General features: G+C 53.3%; 15 protein-coding genes and 2 riboswitches. Of the genes, 2 read left to right on the forward strand and 13 right to left on the reverse strand.

The window, feature by feature from the left end:
• Positions 1-15: 15 nt before the first annotated feature.
• The 3 genes from PCH01S_RS10135 to PCH01S_RS10145 form a co-directional block, all read right to left on the reverse strand.
• Positions 16-717: a pirin family protein gene (locus tag PCH01S_RS10135; RefSeq protein ID WP_042228999.1), complete on the reverse strand. Its 702-nt coding sequence runs from the start codon at positions 715-717 to the stop codon at positions 16-18.
• Between the two features lie 383 nt (positions 718-1,100).
• A complete protein-coding gene (locus tag PCH01S_RS10140) occupies positions 1,101-1,496 on the reverse strand; it encodes a phage holin family protein (protein WP_042229001.1) in 396 nt (131 codons plus the stop codon).
• 131 nt (positions 1,497-1,627) lie between these two features.
• Complete coding sequence (locus tag PCH01S_RS10145) at positions 1,628-2,482, reverse strand: C40 family peptidase (RefSeq protein WP_042229003.1); 855 nt, start codon at positions 2,480-2,482, stop codon at positions 1,628-1,630.
• Between the two features lie 2 nt (positions 2,483-2,484).
• Positions 2,485-2,625, reverse strand: a riboswitch (cyclic di-AMP (ydaO/yuaA leader).
• A 145-nt stretch (positions 2,626-2,770) separates the two neighbouring features.
• On the opposite strand from PCH01S_RS10145, the gene PCH01S_RS10150 reads away from it, so the two are divergent.
• Positions 2,771-3,814 (forward strand): polysaccharide deacetylase family protein, encoded by a 1,044-nt coding sequence (locus PCH01S_RS10150; protein ID WP_042229004.1) that lies wholly within the window; start codon positions 2,771-2,773, stop codon positions 3,812-3,814.
• A gap of 48 nt (positions 3,815-3,862) precedes the next feature.
• Here the strand turns inward: PCH01S_RS10150 and PCH01S_RS10155 are convergent, their stop codons facing one another.
• From PCH01S_RS10155 to PCH01S_RS10175, 5 genes are all read right to left on the reverse strand, one after another.
• Complete coding sequence (locus PCH01S_RS10155) at positions 3,863-4,828, reverse strand: 3D domain-containing protein (protein ID WP_042229005.1); 966 nt, start codon at positions 4,826-4,828, stop codon at positions 3,863-3,865.
• A gap of 11 nt (positions 4,829-4,839) precedes the next feature.
• Positions 4,840-5,030: riboswitch (cyclic di-AMP (ydaO/yuaA leader) on the reverse strand.
• A gap of 264 nt (positions 5,031-5,294) precedes the next feature.
• On the reverse strand, positions 5,295-5,516 hold the full coding sequence (locus tag PCH01S_RS10160) for a hypothetical protein (RefSeq protein WP_042229007.1): 222 nt from the start codon (positions 5,514-5,516) through the stop codon (positions 5,295-5,297).
• A gap of 375 nt (positions 5,517-5,891) precedes the next feature.
• On the reverse strand, positions 5,892-6,461 hold the full coding sequence (locus tag PCH01S_RS10165) for a manganese catalase family protein (protein WP_042229009.1): 570 nt from the start codon (positions 6,459-6,461) through the stop codon (positions 5,892-5,894).
• 77 nt (positions 6,462-6,538) lie between these two features.
• Entirely contained in the window at positions 6,539-6,805 is a 267-nt protein-coding gene (locus tag PCH01S_RS10170) for a spore coat protein CotJB (protein WP_042229011.1), read from the reverse strand.
• Between the two features lie 38 nt (positions 6,806-6,843).
• Positions 6,844-7,029, reverse strand: coding sequence for a spore coat associated protein CotJA (locus PCH01S_RS10175; protein WP_174446802.1), 186 nt, complete (start codon positions 7,027-7,029; stop codon positions 6,844-6,846).
• A 224-nt stretch (positions 7,030-7,253) separates the two neighbouring features.
• Between PCH01S_RS10175 and PCH01S_RS10180 the strand changes: the two genes are divergently transcribed.
• Positions 7,254-9,839 (forward strand): beta-N-acetylglucosaminidase domain-containing protein, encoded by a 2,586-nt coding sequence (locus PCH01S_RS10180; RefSeq protein WP_042229015.1) that lies wholly within the window; start codon positions 7,254-7,256, stop codon positions 9,837-9,839.
• 213 nt (positions 9,840-10,052) lie between these two features.
• Here PCH01S_RS10180 and ytvI read toward each other — a convergent pair whose 3' ends face one another.
• The 5 genes from ytvI to PCH01S_RS10205 form a co-directional block, all read right to left on the reverse strand.
• Positions 10,053-11,099, reverse strand: coding sequence for a sporulation integral membrane protein YtvI (ytvI, locus tag PCH01S_RS10185; RefSeq protein ID WP_042229016.1), 1,047 nt, complete (start codon positions 11,097-11,099; stop codon positions 10,053-10,055).
• Positions 11,100-11,116: 17 nt separating this feature from the next.
• Positions 11,117-12,430 carry a hemolysin family protein gene (locus tag PCH01S_RS10190; RefSeq protein WP_174446803.1) on the reverse strand — a complete coding sequence of 438 codons (1,314 nt, stop codon included), beginning with the start codon at positions 12,428-12,430 and terminating at the stop codon, positions 11,117-11,119.
• 63 nt (positions 12,431-12,493) lie between these two features.
• Positions 12,494-13,624, reverse strand: coding sequence for a radical SAM/CxCxxxxC motif protein YfkAB (gene yfkAB / locus PCH01S_RS10195; RefSeq protein ID WP_241688822.1), 1,131 nt, complete (start codon positions 13,622-13,624; stop codon positions 12,494-12,496).
• A 123-nt stretch (positions 13,625-13,747) separates the two neighbouring features.
• Entirely contained in the window at positions 13,748-16,003 is a 2,256-nt protein-coding gene (locus PCH01S_RS10200; protein ID WP_241688821.1) for an MMPL family transporter, read from the reverse strand.
• A gap of 222 nt (positions 16,004-16,225) precedes the next feature.
• Positions 16,226-17,314 (reverse strand): HD-GYP domain-containing protein, encoded by a 1,089-nt coding sequence (locus PCH01S_RS10205; protein WP_042229019.1) that lies wholly within the window; start codon positions 17,312-17,314, stop codon positions 16,226-16,228.
• Positions 17,315-17,461: the final 147 nt, after the last annotated feature.

The following is a 17,461-nucleotide window of genomic DNA, read 5'->3' on the forward strand; positions in this document are numbered from 1 at the left end:
CCTCTTTGCCGCGTATCAAGGCAGATCAATCAGCATAAAACGCGCGCCTGCCTCGCTGCTGATCGTGAGCGACGGAGTTTCCGTGATCCGTGCCGAATCTCTTTTACCCAAAATCGTCCCGCTGTTAAGCGCGGCCTCGCCATCCAAGACCATGAAGAAAATCCTTCTGCCTTCCGGCTGTTCGAACGTAACCGATTTTCCACCGTCCAATTCGGATAAGTAAATGCTCATATCCTGATGGATGCCGGCGACCCCGGGACCGGCCTTTGGTTTAGACACCACCGGCAGCAGATTGTTTTTCAGCGCTTGTACCTGGAACTCGGTCGTCTCATAGGAAGGTTCCAGACCGCGCTCTTCCGGATCGAACCACATCTGCAAAAGCGTAACGTCGTCTTGTCCCGGATTCATTTCCGAATGAATAATGCCGGTTCCCGCAGTCATCCGCTGAACGCCTCCATAGGTCGTAACCGCACGGTGGCCGGAGCTGTCTTCGTGCTGAAGCTGCCCTTCCAGAACGATAGTCACGATTTCCATCTCACGATGGGGATGGGCCCCGAACCCCCGTCCGCCCTGCACCGTGTCGTCATTCAGCACTCTCATGGGACCGAAACGGGTATTGTCCGGATCGTAATAATCCGCGAACGAAAAGCTAAAATGGCTGACCAGCCAGCCGTGATCCGTGGAATACCGGGATGAAGCGGGATAGATCTTGATCATTGTCATACACACCTTTCAATATAAGCTTGTCCTGCCGTTTATGGATTTTCGAGCCATCGGGATATCCCTGTTACGATAGTTGATTGCGAAGTACAATCGCGCTAAATTCTTGATCTTATTTTTTACGCATTCTTTGCTTTATCATACCCCTTTTACTTACTTATTTCAAGCGACTATATATTTCGTTTTTATTACAATTATTTCATTTTGTCATCAATTTGTTACCCTTCTTTCCTCACTAACGCATACAATAGGAATTAGGACCAAGTCATAAAAAAAAGCTCCCGCCTGCGCGAGAGCCTTGTCCGATCGTAAATTTAATAACAAACGGAAACTTTTTCTAATGGAAGAGTTTCACAGCGGCTTGGAGCGGGTATTAATTCTTAATCTTGCTTCGAATTTTTCAGTTGAGCGATGACTCCCCTGATTTTATCGGGAAGAGGCAGACCGAGCCGGCCATAATTTTCCGTAATGGAAATTAGCTCATTGACCAGATAGAAATAAATAGCGGCATTCATTACGACGTCGCTCCCAATGAGCATGTCCATCCGGTGGCCCAACAAAATGATGAGCAGTATGAGCCCTTTCTTGGCGAGACCCCAGAAGCCGATATTGCTGTTCAACCCGGACTTTTCTTTCAGAGAGGCCGCAACTCCGGTTACATAGTCGATTGCGATAGCCACGAGGAAGAATCCAAGCAATTCAGACCATCCTCCAAACGCATACGTAACGAGCGAGGCGCCGAAAGCCGCCAAACTTCCGAAAATCGTTTGGTTCATCTTAATCCCTCCTTTCTCTACCACTCTATGAATCTGGCAGTAGAAAGGAACGACGCTTGGCTAGTGCTTACAAATAAAATAAAAAACCGCCCGGTGACACCCGGACGGCATAAAAATTACAATTTGTATGATTACATGACGCGTTTAGCTCCAACATAACGAGAGCCCCAGTAAGCGCTGCCCAAGCTGTCCACTTTCACTCCATCATCTGTCGCGGAAATGAATTTGTCAGCCCCTACGTAAATACCCACATGCTGCATTTTGGAATTGCTTGCGAAGAATACAAGATCGCCCGGCTGCGGGTTGGATACTTTAACCCCTGCGCTGGCATACATACTTGCAGAAGATCTAGGCAGGTCTACCCCGTTCTTATCGTACACATATTGCACAAACCCGGAGCAGTCAAATCCAGATGGCGAAGATCCGCCATACACGTAACGAACGCCTTTGTATTGATTGGCTGTTGCTACAATCGTATTTTCCTTCTGCGACTTCTGAGGCACGGTTGCATACCAAGCCGGGGCATGGTACTGTCCATCGGCATCGAAAATTGCAATCGTATTCACATTATCCCATTGCACACGGACAGACAGTGAATCCGCAAGAAATCTCATCGGAACATAGACCGTATTGTTCAAAAACTGCGCTTTGCTTGGCAAGTCGATCTTCTTGCCGTCCACGAGAGCTTGATTCTCCCCCGTAGTAAACGTAATCTTGTGGCCGTTCCCGGTCACCGAGATACTCATTTGAGTCCCTGCACGTTCCCATCCAATTTGAGTTCCCAATTTCTCCGCAACAGGACGAAGCGGAATCATCAGGTTATTGCTGGAATCGATAAAAGGTGCGGTACCTTCGGTATTCACCAGTTGGTCGTTGACCTGCACTTTAGCGGAACGAGCGGCATTGGCATGAGCATCCGAGGCCGCGAATAGACCGGCCGTCAGTACGGCGCATGAAACGACAACGCTTTGTACCCAAATCTTCAAAACGATTTTCCTCCTTGGGCCTCCGAGGTTAGTTGACGGGTTCGGGAAAGAGGTTCCCTAGCTTGAAGAATAACAGGCATTCACCCCAGAAATAAGTCCCCCGTACAGGTGCTTTGATTCACCGGATTCGGCTTTTGTATAAATTGTGTCAAAGACACTCCTAGAAAGGTTAACATAATTTACATAATCGGACAACCCTTTTTGTTGTGTCTATTTTGTAACAAATCCCGGATAAAATTCCTCCCTCTAAACAAAACTAGTGAAAACGCCATTAGAGGAGGGTTCTCCATGAAACGTGCAGCCCTGGCTGTCTCATCCGCCATTTTGCTGGCCTTCGTCTCCGCATGCTCTCCGGCAAAGCTGCCCGACGAGGGCTCGGCCTCTTCCCGGCTGGACGAAAACCGTTTTATCCCGCACACTCTAAGCGAAGATCCAGGTCCGTCATCCGCACCCGGTCCGGCCAAATTCCAGCCCGTGAAAGTTCCGGCGATCAAGGAAAAAACCGCTGCGGCTCCTTCGGTATCATCGGCAGCTCCGCTTCCTACGCCTTCCGTGCCCGCAAAAAAGCTTAACAACGCATCCATTCCCAAACCGGAGCCGAAAAAGAAAGACGTCCCCGTTCAGAAGAATCATCAGGAGGCAAACGCCGTTCAGAAAACGGAACAGCGGAAGCTGAGCTTAGCCGAGATTCATCACAAATACCCGACGGTTTTCCGGATGAGAGGAACCTCCCAAGGAAAAAAAGTCGCGCTCACGTTTGACGACGGGCCTGATCTCAACTATACCCCGCAAGTGCTCGATATTCTGAAAAAGCATCAGGTGAAAGCGACCTTTTTCGTGATCGGAAGCCGCGCTCAATCACACCCCGAGATTATCCGACGGATGGTGCGGGAGGGTCATGTCGTGGGCAACCACTCGTACAGCCATCCTTTTATGCCCAAACTGACCGCCTCGGAATTTTCTTCGCAAATTATGCGTACCCAAGAGGTCATTAAACCGTTGACCGGTTATACGCCCAGACTGGTGCGGCCTCCTTACGGAGCCATCAACGAAGAGCAGGTGCGCTGGATGTCCGACCATCACCTGCTGGCCGTGAACTGGGACGTGGATTCTCTCGACTGGAAAGGACTGTCGAGCAAGCAGGTATACCACAATATTGTGGACAACGCCCGGGCCGGTTCAATCATTCTGCAGCACAGCGCTGGAGGAAACGACAAGCACGATCTCAGCGGCACGGTCACGGCCCTTCCCGATTTGATCCGTTCCTTGAAATCGAGCGGATACAAGCTGGTCACGGTTCCCGAACTAATGGGAATTCCCCAGGATTTATAACGCACAAAAGACGGGAGCATTCGCTCCCGCCTTCTTTTCGGCTAATGGTTATTTAAGAATGTATACTTTCACACTTTGATAGCCAAAGTTGTTTACTTTATCTTTGGAGCCCGGAACGAAGATATCGATCCGGTTGCCTTTGATCGCGCCGCCGATGTCCGTAGCTTTGGCGATCATTCCCTTGGCCGGAAGGCCCGGGAAAGCATAACCCGTTACATATACGGTGGAGCCGAGCGGAATTACGGCCGGATCGACCGCGATCGTGCCGACGGTCAATTTGTTGCCGTAATAGTCGATGCCGGCATATCCGCCGTTCTCGCTCGGGTCAGCTGAATAGGCCGATGCCTTGATATTCAGCACTTTTTTGTATTGAATCTGTTTGCCCGCCGCGGTTGTCAGCGTCTGGCCGGATTTTGCGGAAGCCGCTGCCGCTTGGACAGCCGGTTTCTTAACTGCCTTCTTCTCCGCGCTTTTCTTCGGCTCGGGAGCCTGCGGCTTGCCGGTCTTTTGAAGAGCCTCCGAAGGTTTTATGTTAATCGTCTGACTTGGCGTGGCAGATGCAAGCTGAACTTTGGCCGGTGCCTGGACCGGGACTTTTACCGTCGCTTTTAAAGCTTTAAGCTGCTCAAGGGCCGCTTCCCCCACAATTTTCAACTCGCTGCCTGCCGGCAGGCTAAGCGGATCCGCATCGGGATTTAACGATAAGAGGTCAAGAACGTCCATATTCATTTGGGAAGCGAAGTTCCACATGGAATTGGGCTCGGATAGTACCAGGATTTGATTTTCCGGTGTCACGAAAGATTGCGTAAGTTCCGAACCGGCCGCTTGTCCTGCCGTATCGGTAACTCCGGCTGCAAGCTCCTGATAAGATTTGGCCAGTTTCCAATACAACAAGCCGTCGTTTTTAGCCGTTTCCGTTTCAGCCGCCTGCGACTGGAATGCGGAAGATGCCGCCACCACTGCACCCAGCAGCAGAGTAGCGCATGTTTTTTTCCAATGATGCCTTAAAGCCATAGTTGATGTACGCTCCTTCTCGGTATTGCCTACGAGGTTAGTTGTCGGGTTCGGACTGAGAAGTCGCCCACGCTGATGACAGCGATTCACCCCTATCGGACGCCGCAATCATACACATACGGTTCCGAAATAAATCATCCCCCGCACCTCATCCTCTCCTGGAAAATCCGGGAAACGGAAGAAGTTTCGGCTCTCTACACAAGCTATCACATACATCTTTAGAAACAAACACACACAAATTGGCAAAAAACAACCTTTTCATTTTTTTAATCCAAAGGTGAACCCACTGTAAAAAGCGGCTCCGTCAAGCCTATCTGAATCCTGCCCGCTCTTTCGGCCGGACAAACGAGAGAGAGAAAATTAACTCCGTTCTCACAAAACGCTTATGTAATTCTCATTTGTTTCTCATAAAAGACACGGTTTCTTCACCATATGTCCAGGTAATTCATCCCATAGGAGGAAACCTTTATTTGGCGATTCGTTTCCTTTCTCTCGGCTTTTCTTCTATTTTGACCACTGCCTGGCTTTGTACCGATTCTACAGTCGGCCTCTTTTTCCCCTCGTAAATATCATCGAAAGGACGAAACGGCAAGTTATCGGACCGATCGAATTCCTTCGGTTTGCGCAGCCCTAATGATGCCGCCAAAAGAACTAACATGCCGATCAACAGACTTAATGTGATTCCCATAATAGCAGCCTCCTCCTTATTCAAAAATATAAGTTCGCTCTCAGTTTCTTGCTAACTTATTCCATTTTATCATGTTTATAGGAAAAATGTGGTATTTTTCGCGAAAAGCTGACGAACTTTTTAAGGTATTTCGTAAGTACGACATAATTTTTGCCAATACCCAGCTCCTAACAACTGCTCCTATAAAGCCTGCACCATTTAAAACGGACTGTTTACTTGTAACCTTTATATAAGTAAGACACCTTCAGAAGGGGAAATGTTCCGGAAAAATTAGTAATCTTATTCAATTTTTCCATATCTACTGAAATCACCGGCTCGGGTATCTCAAAAAATCCCAGAAAAAAGACGGGTTTCCCCGTCTTTTTGTCCAGGGCGCTAGAAAATTTTCTGTGCCGCCCTTTCGTCTTTAAGTATTTCGACCGCTTCGCGGAAACGCATCGAATGGACGATCTCACGTTCACGCAGGAACTTCAGCCCATCTTGGAGATCGACGTCGTCCGTCATATCAATGAGCCACTGATAGGTAGCACGGGCCTTTTCTTCCGCCGCGATATCTTCGTACAGGTCGGCAATGGGATCGCCCTTGGCTTGAATGTAAGCTGCCGTCCACGGTACGCCGGCCGCATTTTGATAATACAAAGCCGAATCGTGGTTGACGTAATAGTCGCCCAGGCCCGCGGCTTTCAGCTGGTCGGGGGTAGCGTCTTTCGTGAGCTTGTAGATCATCGTGGCAATCATTTCCAGGTGGGCGAATTCTTCGGTACCTATGTCATTCAATACCCCGATCACTTTGTCCGGAATGGTGTACCGCTGGTTCAAGTAACGCAGCGCGGCAGCAAGTTCCCCGTCCGCACCCCCGTACTGCTCGATCAGAAGTTTGGCCATGTGCGGATCGCATTTGCTTACACGCACCGGATACTGCAATTTTTTCTCGTAAATCCACATCGGAATCCCCCGTCTCCTTAAGCACAGCCGTGCTTGTTTTTCTGTCCAGGCCGTTCATACAGTTTCCTCTACACATGTCACACCTGCCAAGGCCAAGGAGTTTCGGCCCATTCCCAAGTCTGCTGCGGCAGCGCATTTTGCCCGTATTGCAGAAGCGGTCCGTACAAACACTCGTATTCCAGCGCGATTTGCCTTCGTTTTTGGGAAAATTCGTTGAACTGCTGCAGAGCATGGGCATCTTCGGGATGGGTGTCCAGGTACAAGGTCAGTTCGACCAGTACGAAATCGGCCGCCTGCAGGTCGTGCAGAAGCCGGTAATAATTTTCATCCAGTTGTTTATGCATACGGTTGTCGTTCCCCTCTCTTTCGCTTTCGGTCCGGATTAACACTTGGGTTCGTAGCTGCTGTACAGCTCCGGCCAAAGGGTACCCAGCCTCAAAGCCTCGTAAGGGCTAAACTGCGGCAGGCACATGGGCTGGAACTGGATGAACAGGTTCGGCGGAGTTACATACGTTTTGACGAGCTTCGGCGGACAGGGGTCGAACGGTCCCACGAAAGGATGATACATGCGAACTTCAGGATTCAATGCGCTTCCTCCTTGTAACCGGTAATGGTGTGCTCTGCAATACCATATGGCATCCGCCCAGGAGCGGTATGGGCAGCCGCCCAGATTTACGAAATAAACGCGGAATAATCCGCAAGATTGTCATCTCTACCGTCTCTATGAATATCCTATGATAGAAAGAGAGACGATCCGGGAAGCTTTTTCCCCTTTAAAAGGAGTGAGATGGCATGACACATCATCTGAAAGCTCCCCTTCTGACCCCGCCCCCGCAGCAGGTGGAATACGCCGGGTACACCGTCCCTTTGTATGCAACCACCGGGATATTGGCAGGTACGGGTACGTCCCCCGAAGCTCTGCTGGAGCTGCGGGGTCTGCTTATCGGAGCCGGCGTCAAGCGCGTCGTTCCGTGCAAGGACTGGCATTCCGCCGCCAAAATGCCTCTGTCCGTCTATATCGGCAAGCTGCCGGCCGATCCCGCCGTACAGCAGGAATTCCGGAGCCGGCGCAGCGGCGATCCCCTCGGAATACCCGAGGAGGGCTACACCCTTGCGGCGCGGCGCAGCAAACACGGCGGCAGCATGATCGTGCTGGCGGGCGCGGATCATACCGGCACACTCTATGCCGTCCGCACGCTCAAGCAGCTCATTCGCAAAGGCCCGATGATGGCCAACGTGCCGGCAGTCACGATCCGGGACTTCCCCGCGTTCCCCGTAAGGGGCGTTGTGGAAGGGTTCTACGGCGGTCCGTGGTCTCCGGACGACCGGGTCAATCTGATCGCTTTCCTCGGCGATCATAAAATGAACACGTACCTATACGCCCCCAAAGACGATCCGTACCTGCGCGGGCGCTGGCGGGAGCCGTACCCGGAGGGTGAGCTCCGCCATATCCGCAGGTATGTGGATGCAGCCGAAAAAGCCGGTGTCCGCTTCGTTTATGCGCTCTCGCCCGGGCTCGATATCTGTTTCTCTTCGAACGAGGAATTTCAAAAGCTGGCTGCCAAAGCGAGCCAGATGTGGACGCTCGGAGTCCGCCATTTCTCTCTGCTTATGGATGATATTTTCCAGAACCCGAACTGTGCGGACGATGTACAGAAGTTCGGCGGGGACGAGAGCCCCGCTGCGGCAGCGCAGGCCTATTTGCTGAACCGGTTCAACCGCGAGTTCGTGCAAGCGCATCCCGGTGCCTCCAGGCTCATTACGGCACCGACCGAATATTACCAGGACGGCTCCAGCCCTTACCGGAAACGCTTTGCCGAATTGGTAGATCCGGGCATCCTCGTCTGCTGGACGGGGATCGGCATCGCTCCGGCGGTTATCACCTCCGGGGAAGCCGAACGGATTCACAAGGTGTTCAATCACGATATGCTCTTGTGGGATAACTACCCGGTGACGGATTATGTGCGCGAGAAGCTGTTTCTCGGGCCTCTGGAGGGCCGCGACCCCGAGCTGCACAAGCACGGCCAATTCGGTTACTTGTCCAATCCGATGGAGCATTTGCAAGCTTCTTTGATCGCGTTGTTCACGGCAGCCGAGTATGCCTGGAAGCCGGAGGCTTACCGGCCTTGGGAATCGTGGGAAAGATCGCTCAAAGAATTCGGAGGCTCCCTGCATAAGGAGCTGCGGATTTTGGCGGAGAACCATTTGTCTTCCGCCGTCCATACCGGTGAATCTCCGAATCTCGCAGCTCTTCTTGCGGCTTTCTGGGAAGATTTCGAGAAGGGTGCACCGGAGAAAGCCGCCGCTCGTTTGACCGCTTACTTCGGTTCTATGCGCAGGGCAGCCTCACGATTGACTCAAATGCACAATCCCGATTTCGTGAGGGAAACGGCGGACTGGCTGAAAAAAATCGGCTTTTACGGAAAAGCCGGAGAATCCGCCGTCTCCCTGCTCCTGGCGATGATGCGGGACAGCGGTGAAGAGGCCGATGCCCGGTACTCCGCCTACGCCACCGTTCTTGCGCAGGATACCGTCGACATCGAGGTGTCGGAACCGAGAACAGGCTCGCGCCGTATCGACGGCGAAAATCGCGAGCGGGGTGAATCCGAGCTTATCCGGTATACACCGGTGTATGGGGCAAGGACCGGGACAAACGAGTGGGGCTACGAGGTGACGGTCGTGAACGGGCGCATCATCCGGGAAGGCGGCAACAATTCAGTTATTCCCGCCGACGGCTACGTACTCAGCCTTCACTCGGGCCAAGACAGAGAATGGCTGAAAAGCATGACGATAGTCGGCGCTAAAGTGGACATCCGTGACGGGCGTGTAACGATTTCAGTCGAGAAGGGAACTTACCCGGTTCCCAACAAAAAAGTTTCGGCCGACGGAGTTATGGAGCCTTTCCTGCAGCGGGTCTCGTCAGCCTACGAGATGTATGTCCGGTGGCGTGAGAATCGCGGATTCACCGATCCGATCAGCACACTTCCGGCCTGGGAGAACAATGTGCTCAAGAACATGACCGACGGCAGGGCGGATACGTATTTCTGGAGCGGCAGAGCTCCGCAATCCGGGGATTACGTGGGCGTAAACCTCGGGCAGACGGCACAAGTGCGCCGGGTCCGCATCAGCCTGGGTCATCCCGATCCGGCAGCTCCGCAGGCAGGCGACCTCATCCGCAGCGCTTCTCTGGAAGCTTCGCTGAACGGCCTCAGTTGGACGAAGCTGGCGGAGTTCACGGAGCAGAGGGAGATTGATTTCACTCCCGCCGCCCCCTTCCGCGCTCACTTTGTCCGGCTGAAAAGCAGCGCGGTCCAGACCGAGTGGGTCATGGTCCGTGAGTTCGACGTCACGGCGGAACGCGATCAGGCAGCGAACTGATCAAGAGCGGAATCCGTATTTCGTCAAAGCTTCGCCAAGGATGGTTCGGAGGGTTCATTGGTTCGGGTGGTTCAGATGGTTCAGATGGTTCGGATGGTTCGATGATCTCTACGGTCCGTTGCTGCTGCCGGCTCAGCTCGTCATCCAAAAAAAGCCTGTCGACCGGAGCGCAAGGCTCGGGGCGACAGGCTTTTTGTACACCAAACAGACCTTCTAATCCAGGTTAATCTTGAATTGAAGCAGTCCGACCTGCCGCATCGTTTGAAAGAGAATGACAAGCAGCGGTCCCAGGAACATGCCGGCCACTCCCATCAGCTCGAAGCCGATGTATAAGGAAACCATGGCCGCGAGCGCACTAATCCCGACCGAATTGCTAAGGATTTTCGGCTCGATGACACGGCGGGCCAGCGTGATGACGATAAACAGCAGCATGATCTGCATAGCCATGCCCGGATCGCCAAGCAGCAGCCTGTAAATCGCCCATGGCAGAAAGACAAGTCCCGTTCCGATTACCGGCACAAATTCCATAAACATGACAAGCAGGGCGATCGCAAGCGGATAGTCCGTCCGGATAAACAAAAGGCCGATCAAGGTAAGCACATAAGTGAGCATCGACATCATGACTTGGGCATACATAAATCCGAACAAAGCCTGACGGAGGGAAAGGATCAGTTTTTCGACTTTTTCACGGGAACGGTCATCGAACATATTCAGGAAGGATTGCTTCAATACGGGCAGCGAGTAGGAGAAGAGATAGAGGGAGAACAAGTAGACGATGAACAAAATCAGAAGATTCGGGATGGCCGCGGCCGCTCCCAGAAACGAGTCGGACAAAAGCAGGATAAAACGTTCCAGCGCTTGGGCGGCGGAAGCCAGTCCGTTCTGCAGCCAGACTTGCATTTGGGAGTTATCGCCCGGGAAAAGGGACTCGTACATGAGTCTCGCCCTTGCGGCCGCATCCTCCACATAAGTGCCGGTTTCCTCCAGATAAACGGGGATTTTGCCCCAAAAGTTCATAAATTCCGTTACGACTTTGACGCCGATCATGGAAAAAAGGCCCAGGGTCAGCAGCGTAAACAGGGTGCTGACAAGAGAAACGGCTGCAAACCTGCGCAGTTTAAGCAGCCGCATTCCCACTGTCACCACGGGCTCCAGCAGCATTGCGGTCACGATCGCCAGCAGAAACGGCATTCCCACGGTGAAGAGACCGTACAGCAGCAGAAGCCCGAAAGCCAGTATAAGCAGGGTTTTCCACGACACGTGAAAGAATTCCCCCTTTATTCCTCCAGTCCGGCTGCAGGATCTTTGGGCGTTTCGCTTTCGTTCTTCGTGATATTGACACGGGTAATACGAAGCCGGTCCACCTCGGCGACTTCAAACGTGTGTCCGCCGAAGACCACTTTTTTCCCTTTGATCGGGGAGCCTTCAAGCGTCTTGAACACCCAGCCGCCGATCGTGTCGACTTCCTCATCCTCAATTTCGAGATGAAGCAGCACGTTTAAATCTTCAATCAGTGTCCGTCCTTCGACGGAAGTGATGTTTCCTTTAACTTCGATGCTCGGTCTCTCATCCTCATCGAATTCGTCATGAAGCTCGCCGACGATTTCCTCCATGATGTCTTCGAGCGCCAGCATCCCCGCCGTTCCGCCGTACTCGTCCACTACGATGGCAAGCTGGGAATGCTTTTTTTGCATAAGCTTGAGCACCTGGCTGATCTCCATGGATTCCGGTACGCTGAGAATCGGCCGCACGAACTGCTGCAGCTCGACCTGAACCGTCGCGTCCGCGGTCAGCAGATCGGTAATGTGGACAAAGCCGATAATCTGGTCCTTGTCCCCCAAGGCCACCGGGTAGCGCGTATGCTTCGTCTCGTAGATATGCTGCAAAATTTCGTCGTAAGGCTGGTCGATGAACAGGCAGTCCATGTCCGTGCGGGGCAGCATTACCTCGCGAGCGATACGGTCGGAAAATTCGAAAATATTATCGAACAGAAGCATTTCGTCGCGGTCGATGTGTCCGCTTTTGGCGCTCTGATTCATCAATATGCGGATTTCTTCCTCCGTATGCGCGGCATCGTGTTCATTGGCCGGCTGGACGCCGAACATTTTAAGAAGCAGCCGTGCCGCTCCGTTGAGAACCCAGATAGCGGGAAGAAAAATTTTATAGAAATACATCAGCGGGGCCGAGGTCCACAAAGAAACCGCATCGGGTTTCTGGATCGCCAGCGATTTGGGCGCAAGTTCCCCCAGCACGATGTGAAGAAACGTCACAATAGAGAAAGATAACACCAGCGAAATCGTCCCCGACAGGAAAGTCGAATGCCAGTTGAGCGCATGGAAAAGCGGTTCGATAATGAGTTCCGCAATCGCTTTTTCCCCGACCCAGCCGAGTCCGAGGGACGCCAGCGTAATCCCGAGCTGGGTGGCGGACAAATAAGCGTCCAGTTTCTTAGTGACGGTAAAAGCGAATTTCGCTTTCTTGTTCCCTTCATTCACGAGCTGCTGCAGTTTCGATTGACGCACTTTCACAAGCGCGAACTCGGCGGCGACGAAGAACCCGTTGAGCAGTACCAGCAATAAGACCAGTGACATATTCAGAAAAATTTTATCCCATTCAAAACTCCCCAATGGTTCTCAGTCTCCTTTGCTGCTAAATTACGTCAGAATGGCCTGACGCCGTGTGAAGTCCTCACCGGAGTAATAAGAATTCGCCACCAGCAGGTTGGGACCGCAGCAGGAAACGGCCGGACAATGGCAATCGACCGTGCGGCTCAGCGGATGGTTCAGCCACCGATCAAAAACGGTCTCCAGCTTATCCTCGTGCAGATTGCCCAAAGCCGGGACGTCGGCAAAATCGGTCACGTAAACGTCGCCAGTAAACATGTTGACGTTGAGACGGTTGCGCCCGTCCGGATCGTTGCGGACCGTCAGGTTCGGTTCGCTGCGCAGCCGGCTCAGCAGCTTCCGGTCTTCCTCCGAGCTATTGCACGCGTAGAAAGGAAGTGTTCCGAGCAGCATCCACATCTCCGGATTGCGTCCGTCGAGCAGGCGGTGAATCGTATCCCTCAGCTGATCCAGAGTGAGGATCGGCAGATTGGATGCAAAAGAACTCGGATACATGGGATGAACCTCATGCCTCTGGCATCCGATTTCTTCAATGATTTTATGTATAGGAACCATTTTCTCGCTCGTCCGGGTGTTCAGCATAGATTCCGCCGAAATAAACATCCCGCCCTTGCTGAGCGCCACGGAATTATCCAGCATGCGGTCGTACATTTTGGAAGCGGCTTTCATTCCGACAGGCCGTCCCGAACGGACAAAACCTACTTCGTGAAAATCTTCCGCGCACGTGTAATTAAATGAAATGTGCATCACATCCAGATAAGGGGCAATCCACTCGTACCTTTCCAGCTCCATAGTGAGATTGGAGTTGATTTGCGAACGGACTCCTCTCTCACGTGCGTACCGCAGCAGAGGGACAATATATTCCTTTACGGTTTTCTCGGAGAACATGGGCTCTCCGCCCGTAATGCTGATCGTTTCCAGGTGCTGGATTTCTTCCAGCCTGCGGAGCGCATGATCCAGGGCAAGCTTCGGCCCTTCTTTCATGACAAGCGTATCGCCCACCGCACAATGCTCGCAGCGCATGTTGCATAAATTCGAGACCGTGAATTCCACGCTGGTTAACGTGTGACGGCCGTGCTGCTGGAGCGAACGTATCGGATCCCACGGGTCGTAGGAGGGCGAAAGTTTCTTTAAAGCCGGGACAGCTGTTCGTTCATTCATTTCTTCTTCACATCCGGTACCTAAATTGGGGTGATTTCCCGATCCCCCTGGAATATACGCCTCTTTGCGCAAACGTATGCCCTCTATTGTACCCGATGCCAATGAAAAATGAAATAATCTCCGTTACAGTAACGGATCGCTTCCCTCCCTCGGTCCGTGGGGACGCAGCCAGCCCGGCGCCCACCAATTCAGCCTGCCCAGCAGCTTCATCAAGGCCGGAACGAGCAGGACGCGGACGACAGTCGCATCAATGAGGACAGCGAGCGCAAGTCCCAGGCCGAGTGCCTTCATAATCTCGATATCGGTAAAAATAAACGTGCCGACCACGACGATAAGAATGAAAGCGGCGCTCGTGATAAGCGAACCGGTTTTCATCATCCCTTCGGCCGTACTGCGCTCGTTGTCTCCGGTCCGGTCGTACTCTTCCGCTATCCGCGAAATGAGAAACACCTCGTAGTCCATCGAAATGCCGAAGACGACGCAGAAAATAACGATGGGTACCGTAGCGCTCACGTAACCGGTCGAGGTTACCCTCATCAGATCGGCCAGGAAACCGTGCTGAAAAACGAGCACCACGGCTCCGATACTCGCCCCTAGGCTTAATACGTTCATCAAAACCGCTTTAAGCGGGAGAAGCAGCGAGCGGAACGCCAGCAGGAGGACGATAAAAGTCACTCCCAAGACAAACATAATTACCACCGGCAGCTTGTCTTGAATCCGGTCCAGCATATCCAGCCGGTACGCGGGACCGCCCGTCATATGAACGTCCAGCCGCTGCCGGTCCAGCCCGCGGAGGCTCCGCACCAGAGCGTCGGTCGCCCGGTCGTCGGGGTCGCTTTCCGGGACGACGCGGATCAGCACGCTGTCCCGGGCGGCCGCTGTCTTCCCCGTGCCCGGAGAAGACAGGGAAGGCTCGCTCAGCACCGAAGCCGCCTGCTCGTCGCTGAGGCCCGGGAAGCCGTCCAGCACGCTGCGGACGCCTTTCACTCCCCCGGTTGCCTTCACCGAGTCGATGTAGGCCCTCAGACGGCCGACGGATGCGGCATCCCACGCGCCCTCCGGGGCCGTGGCGAGGATCTGCAGCGGGTTCAACTCCCGCTCGTCGAATGCCTGCCCGGCCAAGTCGCCGGCTTGCCGCGCGCCATACTGCGGCGGCAGGACGTCTCCGCTCGGCGTGCTGAGCTGCATACCGCGTATGGGCAGCATCATGGCCGTCAGCGCCGCCGTCAGCACGAGGGCCAGAACGACCGGATGGCGCATGACGAAGTAGGCGGTCCGCTCCCAGAAGCGCCGTGTCGTCCCTCTCTCCGACCACGCCTTCGGCAGGACCCGCAAGGAATTCACGTGTCTGCCGAGCATCCCCAGCAGCGCCGGCAGGAGAGTGTTGGCAGCCAGAACCGAGATCGTCACCACGAGAATGCCTCCCAGACAGAGGGAGCGGAAGAACGAAAGATCCACGAACAGCATGCCGCACAACCCGATGAGTACGGCGATTCCGGAGAAGAAGATGCTCCGTCCCGCCATCCTGCAGGTCACCGCAACGGCATCCGGAATCTCCCTGCCTGCTCTCAGCTCTTCCCGGAACCGGCTGACCATAAACAAAGCGTAGTCGATTCCAACCGCAAGCCCGAGCATCGTCACCATGTTCGGCAGGAAGTTGGACAGCGCGACCTGCCGCGCAATAAAGTAGGTAATCCCCAGTGTCGCAGTCAAGCTGGCCACGCCGACGATAAGGGGCAGCAGAGCTGCCGTTAATGTGCCGAAAATGATCAGGAGCACAATCAGCGCAATGGGCAGGCCGATCATTTCCGCTTTGGCGATATCGTTCTTGCTCGCTTTCTGCATATCGGCCAGCAGAGCCGGCGCTCCGCCCGTGTACACGTTCATCCCCGGAGGCGGAGTCAGACGAGCTTGGATCTCGCCGTATTTCTCCAGTACTTTCTCCACTTCCAGCTTGAGTGCTACGTTAACCGCCTGGATTTCGGCTGCCCGGGCCGATTCTTTTCTCGGGCTTTCGACAAACGCCCACGTATCTACATAAGGCAAGGACTTCAAAGGCTCCAGCGATTTTGCAATGGAGGCTTTGGCTTTTTCCGTCGTCAAATCTTTGCCGTTCCCGTCATACACGAGCTGCAGTGAAGAAGGCGGAACGCCCAGCTTCTCCTGCAGCAGGTGAAACCCCCTATCGGATTCGCTGCCTTTCGGCGTAAACCCGTCGTCTTTCAAAAGCGCCGGTACTTGACCCGCCAAAATCGCGGCCCCGGCAAAGAATAGGATCCAAACCGCCAGCACCCGCTTGCGGTACCGGTACATGGCGTATCCCCACTGCATGAATAGTTCCGACTTCGCGCTTGGCTTCATCCCGTTCATTCCGTTCATTCCGATTCCTCCCGGACCTCTTGCGGCAACCGGAATTCTGCCGTATAAGCGGAATTTCCCGTAATCGCTTCTTTTAGTATGGTTCGGAGATTTCCATTTTATATCAGCCTTTGGGGAAGAAACGCAAAAAAAGCCGAACGGAACCCTCCGTCGACTTTCGGCTTACAACGGGTTATTTTAAAAACAGAACGGCACTAAGCCACGCTCGCTTGACGGCATGGCTTACAGGGGATGGACTTCCGTAATCATGATCGTCAATTTTTTGGACAAATCGATCTCGTACGGGGAGGCGATCAATTCACGCGCTTCGTTCTTGATCACACGGACGACGGGCCGCTGGGGAGCGGAAGCATTAAGGTCGACCACGACGGCGATTTCGCCGGTATTGAGCGCTACGGTGACGCCGAGCGGGTAAATGGCCACTTTATCCCGGAACAGGTTCAGCATGTCCGTATCGTACAAGGTGCCTGCTCCGCCCATAATGACTTCCAGCGCCTCGTGGGGAAGCATCGCCTTGCGGTAAACCCTCTGTGTCGTCATCGCATCGTAGGAGTCGACCATCGCGATCCATTTCGCATAGGGATGAATCTCCTCGTCTTTAATGCCTCGCGGGTACCCGCTGCCGTTGATCCGTTCATGATGCTGAAACGCGCAGTGAGCGGAAAGCAGAGGGATGTTCGCCTCGTTCTTGAGCATTTGATATCCGTACACCGTATGTTTCTCCATCTCGGACCATTCCGGTTCGGTCAGCTTAGAGGGCTTCGAAAGAATCTCTTCCGAAATTTGCGTTTTGCCGATATCGTGAAGAAGAGCCCCGAGGCCCAGCGTCATTAATTCATCCCTTTCGTACCCATGGCTCATGCCAAGCATGGTGGTGTATAAACAGACGTTAAGCGAGTGCTGATATAAGTAGTGGTCTTTAATCTGAATATCGCCCAGCATAATCATGGCGTCTTTATGACGGGATAAATCATCGATCACGTGGTCCATCTGCTGCCTGAACGATTTGCCGAAATGCTGGTAATTCGCCAGTGTTCTCCGTCCCGGTTCGTTCATCAGCTTGCGGAAGGTGGAACGGATTTCCGTGAACAGCCTGAGCTTGGTCTCCTCCGAGACCAGATCGTCCGGAACGATATCCTCCGTCAGCGCATCCTGGATATACAAATAATCGATTCCGTATGTTTTCAACCGCTCCAGCAGCGATTGCGTTAATTCGACATTTTCCGCAAGCAATACCGCTCCCTGCTCGTTGTAAATATGTCTGCCCAGTCTCATGCCCGGCTGGCATTGGCTGATGGGTAAAAGCCGCATATTCTCCAAACCCCGCGATCTGTATATTCCTCTCTTTATACCCTTACTGTATAAGATATTTTTGGAAAGAGCAATACAAAAACCGCGTTTTTTCGACGCGGTTCCAGGAGGTTTATTTACATGTTTCATCCAGTTTTGTAAAAAATA

Source organism: Paenibacillus chitinolyticus NBRC 15660 (assembly GCF_000739915.1).
GTDB lineage: Bacteria > Bacillota > Bacilli > Paenibacillales > NBRC-103111 > Paenibacillus_F > Paenibacillus_F chitinolyticus.